The 16,761-nt window shown below is 62.8% G+C and carries 17 protein-coding genes; 8 read left to right on the forward strand and 9 right to left on the reverse strand.

All coding sequences use genetic code 11. The features are described 5' to 3' along the window. Positions 1–8: 8 nt before the first annotated feature. From AC0L18_RS20060 to AC0L18_RS20080, 5 genes are read left to right on the forward strand one after another with little or no spacing between them, the layout of a single operon-like run. Complete coding sequence (locus AC0L18_RS20060) at positions 9–854, forward strand: IclR family transcriptional regulator (protein ID WP_473493918.1); 846 nt, start codon at positions 9–11, stop codon at positions 852–854. Further along, positions 851–1,027 carry a hypothetical protein gene (locus AC0L18_RS20065; protein WP_473493865.1) on the forward strand — a complete coding sequence of 59 codons (177 nt, stop codon included), beginning with the start codon at positions 851–853 and terminating at the stop codon, positions 1,025–1,027. The genes AC0L18_RS20060 and AC0L18_RS20065 overlap by 4 nt, the downstream gene beginning before the upstream one ends. Continuing rightward, positions 1,027–2,652 carry an acyl-CoA synthetase gene (locus AC0L18_RS20070; RefSeq protein ID WP_473493866.1) on the forward strand — a complete coding sequence of 542 codons (1,626 nt, stop codon included), beginning with the start codon at positions 1,027–1,029 and terminating at the stop codon, positions 2,650–2,652. The genes AC0L18_RS20065 and AC0L18_RS20070 overlap by 1 nt, the downstream gene beginning before the upstream one ends. Positions 2,653–2,662: 10 nt before the next feature. Further along, positions 2,663–3,421 carry an SDR family NAD(P)-dependent oxidoreductase gene (locus AC0L18_RS20075; RefSeq protein ID WP_473493867.1) on the forward strand — a complete coding sequence of 253 codons (759 nt, stop codon included), beginning with the start codon at positions 2,663–2,665 and terminating at the stop codon, positions 3,419–3,421. A 10-nt stretch (positions 3,422–3,431) separates the two neighbouring features. Beyond that, on the forward strand, positions 3,432–4,283 hold the full coding sequence (locus AC0L18_RS20080) for a DUF296 domain-containing protein (protein ID WP_473493868.1): 852 nt from the start codon (positions 3,432–3,434) through the stop codon (positions 4,281–4,283). A gap of 89 nt (positions 4,284–4,372) precedes the next feature. Here the strand turns inward: AC0L18_RS20080 and AC0L18_RS20085 are convergent, their stop codons facing one another. The 5 genes from AC0L18_RS20085 to AC0L18_RS20105 form a co-directional block, all read right to left on the reverse strand. Further along, a complete protein-coding gene (locus tag AC0L18_RS20085; RefSeq protein ID WP_236473244.1) occupies positions 4,373–5,296 on the reverse strand; it encodes a branched-chain amino acid ABC transporter permease in 924 nt (307 codons plus the stop codon). A gap of 59 nt (positions 5,297–5,355) precedes the next feature. Beyond that, complete coding sequence (locus tag AC0L18_RS20090; RefSeq protein ID WP_473493869.1) at positions 5,356–6,243, reverse strand: branched-chain amino acid ABC transporter permease; 888 nt, start codon at positions 6,241–6,243, stop codon at positions 5,356–5,358. A 69-nt stretch (positions 6,244–6,312) separates the two neighbouring features. After that, positions 6,313–7,500, reverse strand: coding sequence for an ABC transporter substrate-binding protein (locus tag AC0L18_RS20095; protein ID WP_473493919.1), 1,188 nt, complete (start codon positions 7,498–7,500; stop codon positions 6,313–6,315). A gap of 53 nt (positions 7,501–7,553) precedes the next feature. Further along, a complete protein-coding gene (locus tag AC0L18_RS20100) occupies positions 7,554–8,300 on the reverse strand; it encodes an ABC transporter ATP-binding protein (RefSeq protein ID WP_473493870.1) in 747 nt (248 codons plus the stop codon). After that, on the reverse strand, positions 8,293–9,048 hold the full coding sequence (locus tag AC0L18_RS20105; protein WP_473493871.1) for an ABC transporter ATP-binding protein: 756 nt from the start codon (positions 9,046–9,048) through the stop codon (positions 8,293–8,295). Before AC0L18_RS20105 ends, AC0L18_RS20100 begins: the two co-directional genes overlap by 8 nt. Before the next feature lie 402 nt (positions 9,049–9,450). Here AC0L18_RS20105 and AC0L18_RS20110 point away from each other — a divergent pair, with 402 nt between their 5' ends. Continuing rightward, positions 9,451–11,619 (forward strand): amylo-alpha-1,6-glucosidase, encoded by a 2,169-nt coding sequence (locus tag AC0L18_RS20110; protein WP_473493872.1) that lies wholly within the window; start codon positions 9,451–9,453, stop codon positions 11,617–11,619. Positions 11,620–11,768: 149 nt separating this feature from the next. Continuing rightward, positions 11,769–11,978, forward strand: a complete 210-nt coding sequence (locus AC0L18_RS20115; RefSeq protein WP_473493873.1) for a hypothetical protein — start codon at positions 11,769–11,771, stop codon at positions 11,976–11,978. A 371-nt stretch (positions 11,979–12,349) separates the two neighbouring features. Here the strand turns inward: AC0L18_RS20115 and AC0L18_RS20120 are convergent, their stop codons facing one another. From AC0L18_RS20120 to AC0L18_RS20135, 4 genes are read right to left on the reverse strand one after another with little or no spacing between them, the layout of a single operon-like run. Beyond that, positions 12,350–12,523 (reverse strand): hypothetical protein, encoded by a 174-nt coding sequence (locus AC0L18_RS20120; protein ID WP_167366274.1) that lies wholly within the window; start codon positions 12,521–12,523, stop codon positions 12,350–12,352. A gap of 33 nt (positions 12,524–12,556) precedes the next feature. Beyond that, the gene (locus AC0L18_RS20125) at positions 12,557–13,684 is read right to left on the reverse strand and encodes a WD40 repeat domain-containing protein (protein WP_473493874.1); all 1,128 of its coding nucleotides are present in this window, start codon (positions 13,682–13,684) and stop codon (positions 12,557–12,559) included. Between the two features lie 14 nt (positions 13,685–13,698). Further along, positions 13,699–14,025 (reverse strand): hypothetical protein, encoded by a 327-nt coding sequence (locus AC0L18_RS20130; RefSeq protein ID WP_473493875.1) that lies wholly within the window; start codon positions 14,023–14,025, stop codon positions 13,699–13,701. Beyond that, positions 14,022–14,498, reverse strand: coding sequence for a hypothetical protein (locus tag AC0L18_RS20135; RefSeq protein WP_473493876.1), 477 nt, complete (start codon positions 14,496–14,498; stop codon positions 14,022–14,024). The genes AC0L18_RS20130 and AC0L18_RS20135 overlap by 4 nt, the downstream gene beginning before the upstream one ends. Positions 14,499–15,062: 564 nt before the next feature. Between AC0L18_RS20135 and AC0L18_RS20140 the strand changes: the two genes are divergently transcribed. Then, on the forward strand, positions 15,063–16,730 hold the full coding sequence (locus AC0L18_RS20140; protein ID WP_128172140.1) for an aromatic/alkene/methane monooxygenase hydroxylase/oxygenase subunit alpha: 1,668 nt from the start codon (positions 15,063–15,065) through the stop codon (positions 16,728–16,730). Positions 16,731–16,761 lie beyond the last annotated feature (31 nt).

Below are 16,761 nucleotides of genomic sequence, written 5' to 3' on the forward strand. Positions count from 1 at the left end.
CCATGGACATCGCGCCGCCCCCGGAACGCGATCAGACCGGCTCGCAGAGCGTCGACCGGGCGCTCAGCCTTCTTTCGATGGTCGGCCGGCACGCCGACCGCGGTGTTTCGCTCTCCGATATCGTCGAGGAAAGTGGGCTCAACAAGCCGACAACGCGCCGCCTGCTGCTGGCGCTGATGCGCGCGGGAATGGTCGAGCAGGACGAGACGACGCGGCGCTATTATCTCGGCGAGGAGGCTTACGTGCTGGGCAGCCTCGCCTCGCGACGTTTCGGCTTGCTTCAGGTCTCGATGGAAAGTCTGCTGCGCCTTTCCAGAAAGACCGAGGATGCCAGCTTCCTCTCGGTTCGCCGCGACACATACTCGGTCTGCCTCTATCGCGAGGAAGGCACATACCCGGTCAGGACCCATGCGCTGCAGGCCGGATTCGAGCACCCACTGGGCGTCGGCGCCGGCTCCCTCGCCATGCTCGCCGCACTCCCCGACGAGGAAGTGGAAGCGGTGCTGGCCGCCAATGACGCAGTGCTCAAATCCGACTACCCAATGCTGCCGGTCGAGCAGATCCGGCGCGACGTCGAAACGACGCGCGCCAACGGCTATTCGCTCAATCCCGGCCGCATCGTCACCAATTCCTGGGGGGTCGGGGTTGTGCTTCGCAGCGCCGACGCGCGGCCAGTCGGCGCACTGTCGATCGCGGCGATCGACAGCCGGATGCAGCCGGCAAGACAAATCGAACTCGTCGGATATCTTATACAGGAGGCAAGGCGCGTCGAGGAACGGCTTGCCCAGATGTTCGCCTCGCGCGCGCACGTGCACCCCGCTTTAAAGCCCCGCACCAGGAGGTTGTCACAATGACGAAGGCTCACACCGATGGACGGGCGCATTCCGCGTTCAGAAAGTCGGAATTGGAAAACACCGCGCAGTTGATGGCGACGGCAGCGGCGTCCACGCCTGCTCATGCCGGCGTCGATCCCGGCGACGTTGACGCCATTTTCGTCTACGTGTCGTTGCTGGAGCGCGCCAAGTAATGATCCTGGCCCCAGGCGGCGTGACGCCTTCCTCGACGCGCGTCATGAACCTCTCGCATTTTTTGACCCAGGCGGCACGCCGCAATCCGCACGACATCGGCTTCGTCTGGCGCGAGCGGCAGTGGACATGGCGCGAGATGGAAGCGCGCGTCAACGCGATGGCCGCTGCACTCCGCGACGCGTTCGGCGTGACAAAGGGCGACCGTATCCTGATCCAGTCGGCCAATTGCAACCAGATGTTCGAATCAATGTTCGCCTGCTTCCGGCTCGGGGCCGTCTGGGTGCCGGCGAACTACCGCCAGTCGCCGGACGAAGTCGCCTACCTCGCCAAGGCGAGCGGCGCGCGTGGCCTGATCTGCGGCGCGGTCTTCCCGGCTCATGCTGCTGCCTGCCGGGAAACAGCCCCCGGGATCGACTTCGTCCTGTCGATCGGCGCGGCCGAATTCGGCGATGACTACGACGCCGTCGCCGCCCGTTTTGCCGGCCGGACCGTTGCCAGCGTCGCCGTCGATCGCGACGATCCCTGCTGGTTCTTCTTCACCTCCGGCACGACCGGCCGGCCAAAGGCCGCCGTGCTCACGCATGGCCAGATGGGCTTTGTCATCACCAATCATCTGTGCGACCTGATGCCCGCTACGACGCGCGACGACGCCTCGATCGTGGTGGCGCCGCTGTCGCATGGGGCCGGCATCCATCAACTCGTGCAGGTGGCGCACGGCGCCAAGTCTATCCTCCTGCCAACCGACAAGCTCGACGTGCCGACGGTCTGGGCGTTGGTCGAAAAATGGCGGGTGACCAACGCCTTCACCGTGCCGACCATCCTCAAGATGCTCGTCGAGGACGACAGCGTCGACCGGTTCGACCATTCCTCGTTGCGCTATGTCATTTATGCCGGTGCGCCGATGTACCGCGCCGACCAGAAGCGGGCGCTCGAGAAACTGGGGCCGGTTCTGGTCCAGTATTTTGGCCTGGGGGAAGTCACGGGCAATATCACTGTGCAGCCTCCTTCCTATCATTCCGTCGAGGATGGCCCGCAAGCGCGCATCGGAACCTGTGGTTTCGAGCGCACGGCCATGCAGGTCGAGATCCAGGACGACGCCGGCAATGCCGTCTCGCCCGGCGAAACCGGCGAAATCTGCGTGATCGGGCCTGCAGTCTTCGCCGGCTATTACGACAACCCGCAAGCCAACGCCGCAGCGTTCCGCAACGGCTGGTTCCGCACCGGCGATCTGGGCCACATGGCCGAGGACGGCTTCGTCTACATCACCGGCCGCTCGTCCGACATGTATATCTCCGGCGGCTCCAACATCTATCCGCGCGAGATCGAGGAGAACATCCTGCTCCATCCCGACATCAGCGAAGCCGCCGTTCTCGGCATTCCCGATCCCGTCTGGGGCGAGGTCGGCGTCGCGGTTTGCGTCGCACGCGCCGGCGTTGTGCGCGAAACGATCGCGATTGAGCGCTGGCTGGAAGGCAAGCTCGCCCGCTACAAGATGCCCAAGCGCTTCGTGTGGTGGGAGACGATGCCCAAATCGGCCTATGGCAAGATCGCCAAGAAGTTGATTCGCGAAGAGCTGGAGCGCCGCGGCGAGTTGGGACCGCCCGAGCCGAAGCTCTCGGCATGAGGAGCAGGCGATGAACAGCAGCCACCAAAGCCGCGCCGTGGCGATCACCGGCGGCGCATCGGGCATCGGCCTTGAGACCGCGCGCCTGCTGACCGAGCGCGGCTTCGAGGTCTTCCTCCTCGACCTCGCCGCCCCAGCGCTGGGTTCGGCCTGCACGGATCTCGGCCTCAGCGAGGAACGCGGCATCGTCTGCAACGTCGTCGACGAAGCGGCTGTCGACGGGGCCATCGGCCGGATCACCGCCGCGCACAGCCTTGCCGCAGTCGTGAATTGCGCCGGCATAGCGATGGACCGGCCGTCGGTCGAGACCAGCGTCGAGGATTTCCGCCGCATTGTCGATGTGAACCTCACCGGAACGTTCATCGTCTCGCGCGCTGCGGCGCGCTACTGGCTCGAACGGAAGCTGCCGGGAGCGATTGTCAATATCAGCTCTGTTTCTGGACTTTGCGGCAACAGGGGCCGCAGCGCCTACGGCGCATCGAAGGGCGGCCAGAATCTGCTTACGCTCGTCATGGCCAATGAGCTCGGCGTCGATGGCATCCGCGTCAATGCCGTCGCACCCGGGCCGATCGAAACGCCGCTGACGCAGGCCGTCCACACCGAGGACGTCCGCCGGCAGTGGTTGGATCGCGTGCCGCAGCGCCGCTACGGCACGCCGCGCGAGATCGCGGGAGCGGTGGCTTTCCTGATTTCAGACGAGGCCAGCTACATCAACGGCCAGATTCTCGCCGTCGATGGCGGCTTCATCCATGCCGGCCTTGTCGCCTGAGATGGCTCCGATGCGCAGCATCCGCCATCCCGGTCCGATCGCCTCGGAACGTTTCGCAGCGATGCCCTGCGCCGCAGAGCGGCTGACGCTGCGGCTCGAAGCCGGTCGCTCGATCAATGACGCCGTGGCGCAGGCCCTCGCGGTCGCCGGGTTCAGCGGCGGGTATATCCGCCTGCGCAACGCGCGGGTTGACCCAATGCGCTACGTCATCCCCGCCGCCTCTCCCGATGGCACGCACGCCGCGTGGTACAGCGATACATTCGCGCCGGAAGGCATAACGGTCATCGAGGATGCGGGCCTTGTTGCCGGCCGGCGCGACGAACAGCCTTTTCTTCATTGCCATGGCATCTGGCGAACACCCGACGGCGTGCGCCGCATGGGCCATCTCCTGCCGCTCGACTCGCACCTGGCGGAGCCGGTCGGGGTCACCGCCTGGGGTATCGAGGGCGCGCTGTTCGATGTGCGCGACGACGCCGAGACGAATTTTCGCCTTTTCGCGCCGATCAGGGCTCCGCTCCTCGGTGAGCGCCGCGGCCGCCGCGCCGCCATCTGCACGGTAAGGCCCAACGAAGATATCGGCCAGGCGATCGAAGCCGTCTGCCGACGGCACGGCTTTGACCACGCCTCGATCCAGGGCATCGGCAGCCTGGTCGGCGCGGATTTCGACGATGGCTCGGCGGTCTCCTCCTATGCGACGGAAGTTCTCGTCACGGGCGCCGTCCGCTCCGGTCGTTGCACGCTCGACCTCGCGCTGGTCGGCATGGACGGTGTGATATCAGCAGGTCGCCTTCGCCGCGACGCTAACCCCGTCTGCGTGACGTTCGAACTGCTGGTGGTCGCATCCGATGAGAAATCTGCCTAGTTGAGGATGCTGACCACGCTGTGTGCCGTGTCGCTGCGGCCCCACTTGGTCGACCGCGGATCATCCGAAACTTAGGTTTCACGACCCGGTCAGAGCGGTTTTCGGATCCATTTTGCCAGGACGCCAACGATGCCTTCCCGGAACGACAGCACCGCGACAACGAAGATGATGCCCTGGCCGATCGTGACCCAGTCGCCGAATGTCGCGAGGTAGTTCTGCATCGTGACGATGACTGCCGCGCCGACGATCGGTCCGAACACCGTGCCCATGCCGCCCAACAGCGTCATCAGCACGACTTCGCCGGACATCGTCCAGTAGACGTCGGTAAGCGACGCCAACTGGAACACGATGGCCTTGGTTGCGCCGGCGACGCCGGCGAGCGTGGCCGACAGCACGAATACGGCGAGCTTGTAGCGGTTGACCCGATAGCCCAGCGAGATCGCGCGCGGCTCGTTCTCGCGGATCGCCTTCAACACCTGGCCAAACGGCGAATGGATGATCCGATAGATCAGCAATATGCCGGCGAAGAAGATGGCCAGCACGAAGAAATAGAGAACTTCGCTCGAACGGAGGTCGATCAGCCCGAACAGATGGCCGCGCGGCACGGCCTGGATGCCGTCCTCGCCGCCGGTAAACGCCGCCTGCAGCGAGAAGAAATAGATCATCTGCGCAAAAGCCAGCGTCACCATGGCGAAATAGATGCCGTGGCGGCGAATGGCGAGCGAGCCGATGGCGAGACCGAGCACCGCTGCCACCAGCGTGCCCGCGATAATGGCAAGCTCAGGCGTCAGGCCCCATACCTTTGCTGCATGGGCCGAGACGTAGCTCGCCATGCCGAAATAGGCTGCGTGGCCGAAGGACAGGAGACCGCCGAAGCCGAGCAACAGGTTGAAGGCGCAGGCAAACAGCGCGAAGCACAGCACCTTCATGACAAAGATCGGATAGAGCAGAAATGGAGCGGCGACGAGGAAGACGAACAGCGCGGCGAAGATCGCAAGGTGATGACGGGGCATGCCCGCAGCGCCGACGGACGTTATGGCCGTCATAGCGATCGGGTTGGTGTCGGTTGTCATCACACACTCCGTCCAAACAGACCCGCGGGCTTGACCAACAGCACGAGCGCCATGATGACAAAGATCACCACCGCCGAGCCTTCCGGATAGAATACGCGGGTCAGCCCCTCGATCAGCCCGAGCCCGAAGCCGGTGAGGATCGAGCCCAGGATCGAGCCCATGCCGCCGATGACGACGACGGCGAAGACGACAATGATCAGGTCTGCCCCCATGTTCGGATTGACTGCGTATATCGGCGCGGCGAGCACGCCGGCGAAACCCGCGAGTGCGACGCCGAAACCATAGGTGAGCGTGACCAGCAGCGGCACGTTGATGCCGAACGCGCCGACCATGGTCGGGTTCTCGGTCGCAGCCCTGAGATAGGCGCCAAGCCGGGTCTTTTCGATGATGAACCAGGTCGCAAGGCACACGATGAGGGAAGCCACGATCACCCAGGCGCGCGAATTCGGCAGGTACATGAAGCCGAGATTGTACCCGCCGTTCAGAAGCGGCGGCGGCGGGTACGGCAGGCCGGATACGCCGAAAAACTGGCGGAAGAAGCCGACGATGATCAGCGCCAGGCCGAATGTGAGAAGCAGCCCGTAGAGATGGTCGAGGCGATAGAGCCGTCGGATCAGGACGCGCTCAAGCACGATGCCGGTGACGCCGACAATCGGCGGGACGATGAACACAGCCCACCAGTAACCGACGCCAAGATAGTTGAGAAGCATCCAGGCGCCGAAGGCGCCCAGCATGTACTGGGCGCCATGCGTGAAATTGATGATGTTCAGGAGACCGAAGATGACCGCCAGCCCGAGGCTCAGAACCGCATAGAAGGAGCCATTGATCAGCCCGAGCAGCAATTGCCCGAACAGGACCTGAGGCGGAATTCCAAGCAGTTCGAACATGGTCGCTCCAGCTGACTTGTCGACAAAGCAACGCGCCGAGCTGTTCGGCGCATCGTTGGCGAGGCTCGCTTACTTGACGAGCGAACAGCCGCCTTCGGCGAGCGGGCGGAACGCTTTATCGGCCGGAATGGTGGCCACCGTCTCGAAATAGTCCCATGGAGCCTTCGATTGGTCCGGCTTCTTGACTCGGAACAGATACATGTCGTGCAGCTTGCGCCCGTCGGCGCGGATGGTGCCCTTGCCGAATAGCGGATCCTCGGTCGGCATTTCCTTCATTTTGGCCATCACCTTGGCCGCATCCTTGTCGCCGACGGCCTCGACGGCCTTAAGGTAATGCAGGACAGAAGCGTAGACTCCGGCCTCGATCATCGAAGGCTTTTGTCCGGCATTCCGCTCCTGGAAACGGGCAGAGAACTCCCGCGTTTGATCGTTCTTGTCCCAGTAGAACGCGCTGGTGAGCACGAGGCCTTGCGCCACTTCGAGGCCAAGCGCATGCACGTCGTTGATGAACATCAGCAGGGCGGCGAGCGCCTGGCCACCCTGGGTGATGCCAAATTCCGACGCCTGTTTGACCGCGTTGATCGTGTCGCCGCCGGCATTGGCGAGGCCGACGACCTTGGCGCCCGACCCTTGCGCCTGCAGCAGGAAGGACGAAAAATCCTGGCCGGGGAAAGGATGACGGACGGCGCCGAGAACCTTGCCGCCCGATGCTTCGACGACCGCCGTCGTATCGCGCTCGAGCGCGTGGCCGAAGGCGTAGTCGGCTGTGACGAAGAACCAGCTGTCGCCGCCCTGTGCGACCATGGCCGAGCCCGTGCCGTTGGCAAGCGCCCAGGTGTCGTAGGTCCAGTGGACGGTGTTGGGCGAACAGGCTTTGCCGGTGAGGTCGGACGAGGCCGGACCCGAGGCGAGGAAGATCTTGTTCTTCTCCTTGGTGATCTCGTTGACGGCGAGCGCCACCGACGAGGTTGGCACATCGGCGATTACATCGACGTTTTCGGTGTCGTACCACTGGCGGGCGATGTTCGAGCCGACGTCCGGCTTGTTCTGGTGGTCGGCGGAGACGATCGACACATTGATGCCCTTGTCCGTCGCCTTGAAGTCTTCGACCGCCATCTGGGCCGCGATGACCGAGCCTTCGCCAGCGATGTCTGCATAGATGCCGGAACGGTCATTCAGAACGCCGATCTTGACATCTGTGGCGTAGGCCGCGCCGGCCATCAGCAGGCTCGCCATCGAAGCCAGGACAAATCCCATTTTTTTCATCGCTACTTCCCTCCGATTGCGGCGCAACGCGCCGTTGATGATGTCTAGACGCCGAGATAGGCGTGCAGCTTGTCGATGTTGGCGTCGAGTTCGTGGTTGGGGATGGTGTCGATCACGCGCCCCTGTTCCACCACGTAGTGACGGTCCGCGACCAACGCGGCGAAATGAAAATTCTGTTCGACGAGAACGATCGTGAATCCCTCGTTCTTGAGCCGGGCAATGGTGCGGCCGATCTGCTGCACGATGACCGGCGCAAGCCCTTCGGTCGGTTCGTCGAGCAGCAAGAGCTTGGCGCCCGTCCGCAAGATCCGGCCGATGGCGAGCATCTGCTGTTCGCCGCCCGATAGCTTGGTGCCTTGGCTCGAAAGCCGTTCCTTCAGGTTCGGGAAGAGCTCGAAAATCTGCTCGACGGTGAGCCCACCGGGCCGCACCTGCGGCGGCAGCATCAAATTCTCCTCGACAGAGAGGCTGGAAAAGATCGCCCGTTCCTCGGGGCAGTAGGCGATGCCCATCTGTGCGATCAACCGCGACGGCAGCTTGATCGTTTCCCGACCTTCATAGGTGACCGAGCCCGAGCGCCTGGAAAGAATTCCCATGATCGCCTTCAGCGTCGTCGTCTTGCCGGCGCCATTGCGGCCGAGCAGCGTCACCACTTCACCTTCGCCAACCTCGAAACTGACGCCGTGAAGCACATGGCTCTCGCCGTACCAGCCCTGCAGGCCATCGACGCGAAGCAGGGGTCTCGTCGAGGGGCCAGCAGCCGGCCTGCTTGCAAATTCAACTTCAGGCATGTCCGGCCCCGATATAGGCTTCGATAACGCGCGGATCCTTGGAAACCGCAGCATAGTCGCCTTCGGCGAGGACTTTGCCGCGAGCGAGCACAGTGATGCGGTTCGACAGCGAGGCGACGACCGACAGATTGTGCTCAACCATTAAAATGGTGCGGTTCTTGGAGATGCGCCGGATCAGCGCCGAGATGCGCTCGATGTCTTCCTGCGCCATGCCGGCCATGGGCTCGTCGAGAAGCAGCATTTCAGGGTTCAGCGCCAGCGTCGTCGCGATTTCAAGCGCGCGCTTGCGGCCGTAGGACAGATCGCTGGCGCGGATGTCTGAAAACGCGGTCAGGCCGACATCGGCGAGAAGCGCCGCAGCCTCGCCATCGAACTTGGAGAGCACTTTTTCGGAGCGCCAGAAATCGAAACTGTCGCCGCGCCGGCGCTGCAGCGCGATGCGGACATTCTCGAGTGCCGTCATGTGCGGAAACACCGCCGATATCTGAAAGGAGCGCACAAGGCCCAGCCGCGCGATGTCGGCCGGCTGCATCCTGGTGATGTCGCGGCCTTGGTAGCGGATCGCGCCGCGCGTTGGCTGGAGGAATTTAGTCAGCAGGTTGAAGAGGGTCGTCTTGCCTGCGCCGTTGGGGCCGATCAGCGCGTGGACCGATCCTCGCTCCACCGTCAGGTTGACATTGTTGACAGCGACAAAGCCCCCAAATTCCTTAGTCAATCCCGCTGCTTCGAGGATCGCTCCGGAACTCATGCGCGAAAGCCTTCGCCCATCATCGGCGTGAAAACGTGGAAACGGCTGCGAGGCTGCCCGCCCCCAGGGTGACTTCCATGGTTCCTCCCGTGGCTTTCCGCCCCGCAACAAACGACCTAATGCACATCGCGTCAAGGCGGCAATTTTTCAGATGCGTCGGTTCGACAAACTTTTGAAGAGCGGTTCACGGTCGAGCGCATGTGCAGCGACTGCTTGGCGATCTATCGTTCGCTCTCGGAGGGCATAACGAAAGCACTTGGCTCTCGAAACAGGCGCGCTAAAAACACCGCAATAATGACTATATCTACCTAACGGAGCAGGGAGATGGCTCGGCTGCCTGGCGTTAGCCGGCAGGGGTCGGCGCCTGAGCCACTTGGCCGCTTCTGAACAGGAGAGGTTGACATGACCAGTCAACTGGAAGACCGCAAGCTTGATCCAGCCGTGGCGCTCCCGGCGATCGACGAGATGGCGCCGCGCGAGCCGCATCGGCAATTTGCGCTGAAGCACGAGGACTGCTTCGTCGTCTCAGACAGCTACGGCGACATACGCGGCACCGGCGACGGGCTTTTCCGCGACGACACGCGTGTGCTGTCGCGCTTCCGTCTGTTCATTGGCGGCCGAATGCCGTCGCTGCTCGGCGCCTCGCTGTCGCAAGACAACATCCTGTTTACCGCCAATCTCACCAATCTGGCCACTATCGGGCCGAATGGCAGCGAAGCGCTGCCGGGCGTCGTCCACATCGACCGGACGCGGTTCATCTGGCAGGACCGCATGTTCGAACGCATCACCTTCACCAACTACTCCGCGCGCGAGGTGGTCCTGCCGGTTCGGCTCGACTTCGACGCCGATTTCCGTGACATGTTCGAGGTGCGCGGCACCACGCGCAGCCGCCGTGGTCGCGCCCATGACGCGCTGGTCGGCGCGGCGAGCGTCACCTTCCGGTATGAAGGCCTCGACAATGTGGCCCGTCAATCGGTCATCGCATTCTCGTTCAAGCCCGATCAGCTGCATCCCAACCACGCCGATTTCCTCATTCGCGTGGCAAGGCGTGACAGCCGGGCACTGTACCTGGAGGTCGGTCACAGCGAAGCTGTCCCCTCCAGTGATCGCTTCCGCGCGGCCGCCGCGCGCGCCCGCTTTGCCATGCGCTCAAAGCGCCGGCAGGGCGCCACCGTGTTCAGCTCCGGCCGCGTGTTCAATGACTGGCTGACACGCACGCGCGCCGACATCGCGCTGCTGACGACGGATCTGGAGACGGGCCCATACCCATATGCCGGCATCCCGTGGTTTTCGACGGCTTTCGGCCGCGATGGCGTCATTTCCGCCTTGCAGATGCTCTGGCTCAATCCCGAGCTTGCCCGTGGGGTACTGGCCTATCTTGCCCACTATCAGTCGACCGACACCTCTGTGTTCGATGATGCCGAACCTGGCAAGATCATGCATGAGACCCGCAAGGGGGAGATGGCGGTGCTGCGCGAGCTGCCGTTCGGCCGCTACTATGGCGGCGTCGACACCACGCCACTCTATGTCTATCTGGCTTCCTCCTACGCCGAACGCACCGGAGACGAGGCGTTTGTCGACCGTATGTGGGACTCGCTGGGCGCTGCCACTGCCTGGATGGAAGAGGTCGGAGCCCGCAACGGGGAGGGCTTTGTAACCTACAACCGGGCGGCCGACACGGGTCTGTTCAACCAAGGCTGGAAGGACAGTTCCGATGCCGTCTTCCATGCCGACGGTACCATCCCCAAAGGGCCGATCGCATTGGTCGAGGTGCAAGGTTATGCCTTCGCCGCATATCAAGGGATGGCGGCGCTGGCCGCCCGGCGCGGCGACGACGCCAAGGCGGCGCGCTGGAGCGCCCTGGCAGAGAGGATCCGTCAGGCGGTCGAGACGCATTTCTGGATGCCGGACCGCGATTTCTATGCTTTGGCGATCGACGGGGAAGGCAAGCAATGCGCGGTCCGCACGTCCAACGCCGGTCACCTGCTTTATGTCGGGCTGCCGTCGGCGGAACGGGCGCAGGCACTTGCCAGCCAACTGCTCTCTGCTCACCTTCATAGTGGTTGGGGCGTTCGCACACTGGCCGACGACGAGATCCCATTCAACCCGATGTCATATCATAATGGCTCGATCTGGCCGCACGACACCGCGCTCTGCGCCTCCGGGCTCGCCCGCTATCACGAACGCGACAGCGTCGTGAAGCTGATGAGCGGTATGTTCGAGGCGGCGGTCCGTTTCAACATGCGGCTGCCAGAGCTGTTCTGCGGCTTTACGCGTGCGGCCAGCGATTCACCGGTGGCCTACCCGGTCGCCTGTCTGCCGCAAGCCTGGTCGGCTGGCTCCGCTTTCATGATGCTGCAGGCTTGCCTGGGCATTCGGGTTGACGGCTGGAAACGCGAGATCACTGTGGAACGCCCGCGGCTGCCTATCGGCATCGACAACATCGTTATCCGCCACCTGGCCATAGGCGAGGCGAAAGTCGATCTCATCTTCGAGCGCATTGGCGACCGTGTTGTGTGTTATCTCGACCACCGTCATGAGGGTCTGGTGCCTCTGGTGGTGCGCTCATAGCGCAGGCCGGCAAGCGGCCACTGGCGTCAGTGGCTGTTGGCAGAGGGCCAGCGAGGGTGCGCGCCGCCCAGGCTCGTCTTGAACCACCTCCCGGAACACAATGTCGCGGCAAACGTTGCCAAGACAATCGATTGTCTTTGAAGGATGCCATGGCGATCCGTCGAAAAGCCGAGGAAGCTGGTATTTTCGATCCGCCCGAGTTGGCTCTGCTGGCTCGGGCGTTCGAGCAGCTCAAGCTTGAAGGTCAATCGACTGGTCAGCGTGAGGCGCTCGCGTCTCGGATTATTGCCAACTACATGGCCGGCGTGACCGACGAGACAGAACTGATTTCCCTATCAAGGCAGCCGTTGGGCCGATAGCGCCGCCCTCTTGGCGGTCCGCCGCTGGGTGAGGGCGCGTAACGGCTGCCCGGCGATTAGCGGCTGCCGCCATAGGTGAGCTTGTTGACGGGGCGACCGCCGCGCCCGACCAGCAAGCCGGCTCGTGCACCGTGATGGACACTGCCATCAAATGACTACCGCGCAACTGATACCTCCGCCGATCGCCAGCGTCCCGTGCGGCATCTGCGATCGCTGGATTGAGTCGCGTCCGGATGGGCCATCGATCCAGAGTAAAGTCGCAATCTGAAGGAATGGCATGCACGGCCAGCGCTGCGCAAACCTGTACGGCGAATCCGCCTGAAAGCTCCTTCGGAGCTATGGCTTTCGAGCGCAATTGACTGGTCGTGAGTTTAGTTGGTCTTCAACTGGCCGACGCGGTTTTCGGCAATCCAGCGGGCGGCAAGCACCAATGCGCCCATACTGAAATCCTTGCCGTGTTTGGCCACCATTTCTTCAGACAGCTTGGCGAGCCGTTCGAAGAATTCGTCCTTGCTCTCGTCCTCGGGGGTGGGTTCGGTTTGCATTTTGTGCTCCTTTTGCATGCGGGCCTGCCTTTGCTATTTGAACATCTGTGCGGGAAAGGTGATGATCGCGGCGGTGCCGTCGACTGCGCCCACCGCCAGGTGGCGTCCGTCGCCGGACCAGGCAAGCGCGGTCACCGCGCTGCCCAGCGGCCTGACGAGGAGTTCGTCTCGCGCGCCGATCTGGGCGATGGTGATACGGCCGTTGGCATAGCCGGCCGCAATCAGTTTTTTCTCCGGGTGCGCAGCCATTGTCTCGACCGGAACCAGCCCGGCGCGGCCAGTCTCCAGCGCGCCCGAGGTGTCGCCGTCAAGTGGCGGAGCGGTCATCGACCAGCCGGCGATCCGGAAGGCGCCCGACGCAAACAGCGCATTCTCCGGCAGACTCCAGCACACGGTCCGGACCGGCGATGGAAATCCCTCGACGATGCCGTAGCGATCATCGGTCATGCTGACCAGGGCAAAGCCGCCTGTTTCGAGCCCGCAGGCCAGCCATGTGCCGTCTCCACTCCAGCGGATCGATACCGGGCGCGCCGAAAAAGACACGTCGCGTATCGGGGTAGCGTCGCCGTCGACCGCCCAGATCAACAATCCGTCGCCTAGGCCATGGGCGAGGCGCCTTCCGCCTGGCGAAAAGGCAAGCGCACCCGTGGACGGTGTCGCATCGTGTCGCAGTCGTACTGCATCGCCTTGGCCGCGTGCCAGGAAGACATCCTGCCCGTTGCTGACGGCTGTGATGGCCGTCCGGGGGTTGTGGTCGACGGCGACGACCGGCCCGTCGATCTTGACCAGCGTGTCCATCACATTGCCGTCCGCGGCCAGATGCACCGCTTCGCCAGCCGCCGTTCCAACGAGGAAGCCGAAGGAAAGGTAGCTGGCGAGCGGGACGTCTCCATCCCCCAACGCAGCGGTGGCGATCAATGGTGCCGGTGGCTTCTCCCGCGGGCGGATCGTCGTCTGGCCGAGATCGCCGCTCACCCTGATCCGCGATTCCGGCGGCTCCTGGTCCGCGACTGCGGCTATGGCGACCGTTCCGTCCACGCTGGTGCATGCGACAGCCGCGCCATCGGCGCTGAAGCGCAGGTCGGCGATCGCCGACGGGCGACGCCAGCTTCGCGCCAGCAGGTCGAACAAGGTCAGGTTCTGTATCGCGTGCTGGTTCATGACCATTCCCTTCGTCAGTTACCCACCGTCGCCGCGAGGCTGAGGTCGATGTCCTCGACCTCACCCTCCGCGGCGGCGATGCGTTGCTCGCACGTCGCGCCTTCCCGCATGACCGCCGCGGCTCTCTCCTCCGCCTCATGCAAATCCTGCACCAGTTGCGCGCTGGCGCCGCTCCTGCCGATATCAAGTTCCAGGCGCAGCACCTCCATCTCGATACCGGCGCGTTTCTGATCGAGCCGCAGCGCCTCGGCAGTCAGCGCGGAGACGTTGGCGACAAGATCGAGCCGGCGGGCGAGCAACATGTCACGCCTGGTAGTTTGCCCCATCGGATCCTCCATCATTTTTCGGTCCCAGCCGTCGGTCCGGGTGGTTTTTCGAAAGCCGACAGCAATTTGGGCAATGTGCCGGCCTGCGACTGGAACTGTTTTTCGGCCGTTTCGATGTGGCTCTTGAGTTGATCCCAGATGTCGACGCGGATCATCGATGTCGTATCGCTGGTAAGGCGCTCGATCTCCTCGACGCGGAACTGCCGCGACAGCGAAACGCCGGAAAACACGAAGTCGCGCAACAGGATCGCATGGTTCTCGATGAACAGATGAATCATCGGATGCGTTTCCGTGGTGACGCCGCCGGCGGCAAGTTCGGCCCGGATGAAGTCCTGGAGGTGGCTCTGGAGGCGGTGTTGGCTCTCGCCCATAAAGGGCATGACAAAGACCAGATCGCGGGGCATCAGCCTGACAAGATCGACGGTGACGCCATCAGCCTGGCTGGACATTGGCTCGGGCTGCCTCCGGCTGTCTTTGTCGTTCGCCACGGTTTTCTCCAATGCGAGGCCCGTCCGTGAGCCATCGCCCTCAAATAGTAGAGAAACGAGAAGAATAAAATCGATGATGTGTGTTTTTCAAATTTGCTGCGAATGCTAACTTGATATATCGCAATTGCGAATAGATATTAAATATTACATGCGTACGTTACAACTGTAAAAGAACGTTACAGTTGCCGTCCTCTTCGTGTGCCGAAAGGGCGGCGATTTGTTTTTAGCGTCAGGCACGGGCGCCATTTTCAAATTGGCACGGTGCTTGCTTTGTACATTTCCATAAGAAGCCCATCGCGCTTTTGACGCGGTGCCAAAAGAACGAAGGAACGGAGGAAGCAGGTCACGTCCGCTTCGATACGCCCATCGCATATGCGGTTGGCGCCGCGGTCCCTGTCGGAGTCTAACACCTTTGCCGCGATCCACTTGAATGGCCGGACCATGAGTCGCGCCTGAACGCGCAACCCTTTGTCGTGCCGTTCGCACTCTCACTAGCGGTGCTGTGCGCCGCTCCATGCCGGGGTCAAGGGACCTGCGGCTCAAACCTGGTGGAGGCTTATAACCATGACGTCTCTGACGCTCAACAAGATTACCTCGCAACGCGGAATTTCCGTCGGCGAGGCAACCAAGAAGATTGCCGATCTCGGCTGGAATCCTTCCTACGTCCAGGAAGCGATGACGTTTCCGACGGACTACAAGATCAACAAGACGCCGCGCGACCCGATGAAGCAGGTTTTGCGGTCGTACTTTCCGATGCAGGAAGAGAAGGACAACCGGGTTTACGGCGCGCTGGATGCGGCATTGCGCGGCGACATGTTCCGCAATGTGGAGCCGCGCTGGGTCGAGTGGATGAAGCTCTTTCTGGCGATCATTCCCTTCCCGGAAATTTCCGCTGCCCGCTCGATGGCGATGGTCGCCCGTATAGCACCCGGGGAGGAACTCAGGACCGGGTTTACCATGCAGATGATCGACGAGTTCCGGCACTCGACGATCCAGATGAACCTGAAGAAATGGTACATGGAGAACTACATCGATCCGGCTGGCTTCGACATCACCGAGGAAGCCTTCGGCAAATGCTACGCCACGACCATCGGCCGGCAGTTCGCGGAAGGCTTCATCACCGGCGACACCATGACTGCCGCCTGCATGTACCTGACCGTGGTGGCCGAAACCGCCTTTACCAACACGCTCTTTGTCGCCATGCCTTCGGAAGCCGCCCGCAACGGCGACTATGCGCTGCCGACCGTCTTCCTGTCGGTGCAGTCCGACGAGAGCCGGCATATCGGTAATGGCCATTCGCTGCTGATGGCGGCGCTCAAGGAGCCGGAAAATCATCTGCTGCTCGAGCGCGACCTGCGCTATGCCTTCTGGCAGAACCACGCGATCGTCGATGCGGCCATCGGCACCTTCATCGAATACGGCACCACCAACCGCGACAAGAACAAAGAGTCCTACGCGGAAATGTGGCACCGCTGGATCTATGAAGACTACTACCGCACCTACATGCTGCCGCTCGAGAAATACGGCATCAAGGTCCATCACGACGACGTCCAGGCGGCCTGGGAACGCATCACCAAGAAGAATTACGTCCACAAGGTCGGGCAGTTCTTCGCGGTCGGCTGGCCGGTCAATTTCTGGCGCATCGAAGCTCAGACCGACAAGGACTTCGAGTGGTTCGAGCACAAATATCCAGGCTGGTACGCCGAATTCGGCGACTTCTGGAAATGGTACGCCAAGCTCAGCCACAAGGGCGAGAAGGTGCTGCTGTTCAACAGCGACGTTGGCTACGTCTATCCGCATCGCTGTTGGTCCTGCCTTGTTCCCTGCCTGATCCGCGAGGATATGGTGGTCGGCGAGATCGACGGCCAGCTCCATACCTTCGCCCACGAGCTCGACAAGTGGACTGCCACCGTGGCGTTCGCCGACGAATATCAGGGCCGTCCGACGCCCGCGATGGGCCGCTTCAGCGGCAAGCGCGAATGGGAGACGCTCTATGACGGCTGGGATCTGGCCGATGCCATCAAGGACCTGAACTTCGTCCGCTCTGACGGCAAGACGCTGGTCCCGCAGCCGCATATGCGTTTCGCCGACAAGGAGATGTGGACGCTGGACGACGTGCGAGGCAACAAGCTCGGGTCGCCGCTCAACGCGCTGCGTGCCATGTCACCCGCGGATCGTGAGAAGCACCTGGCGGAATACCGGGCCGGCTTCACGATCAATCCCTGCAACTGATCAGGCCAAAGGGGGGGGCGGGTTCGTCCCG

The organism is Mesorhizobium sp. WSM4819 (assembly GCF_055811215.1).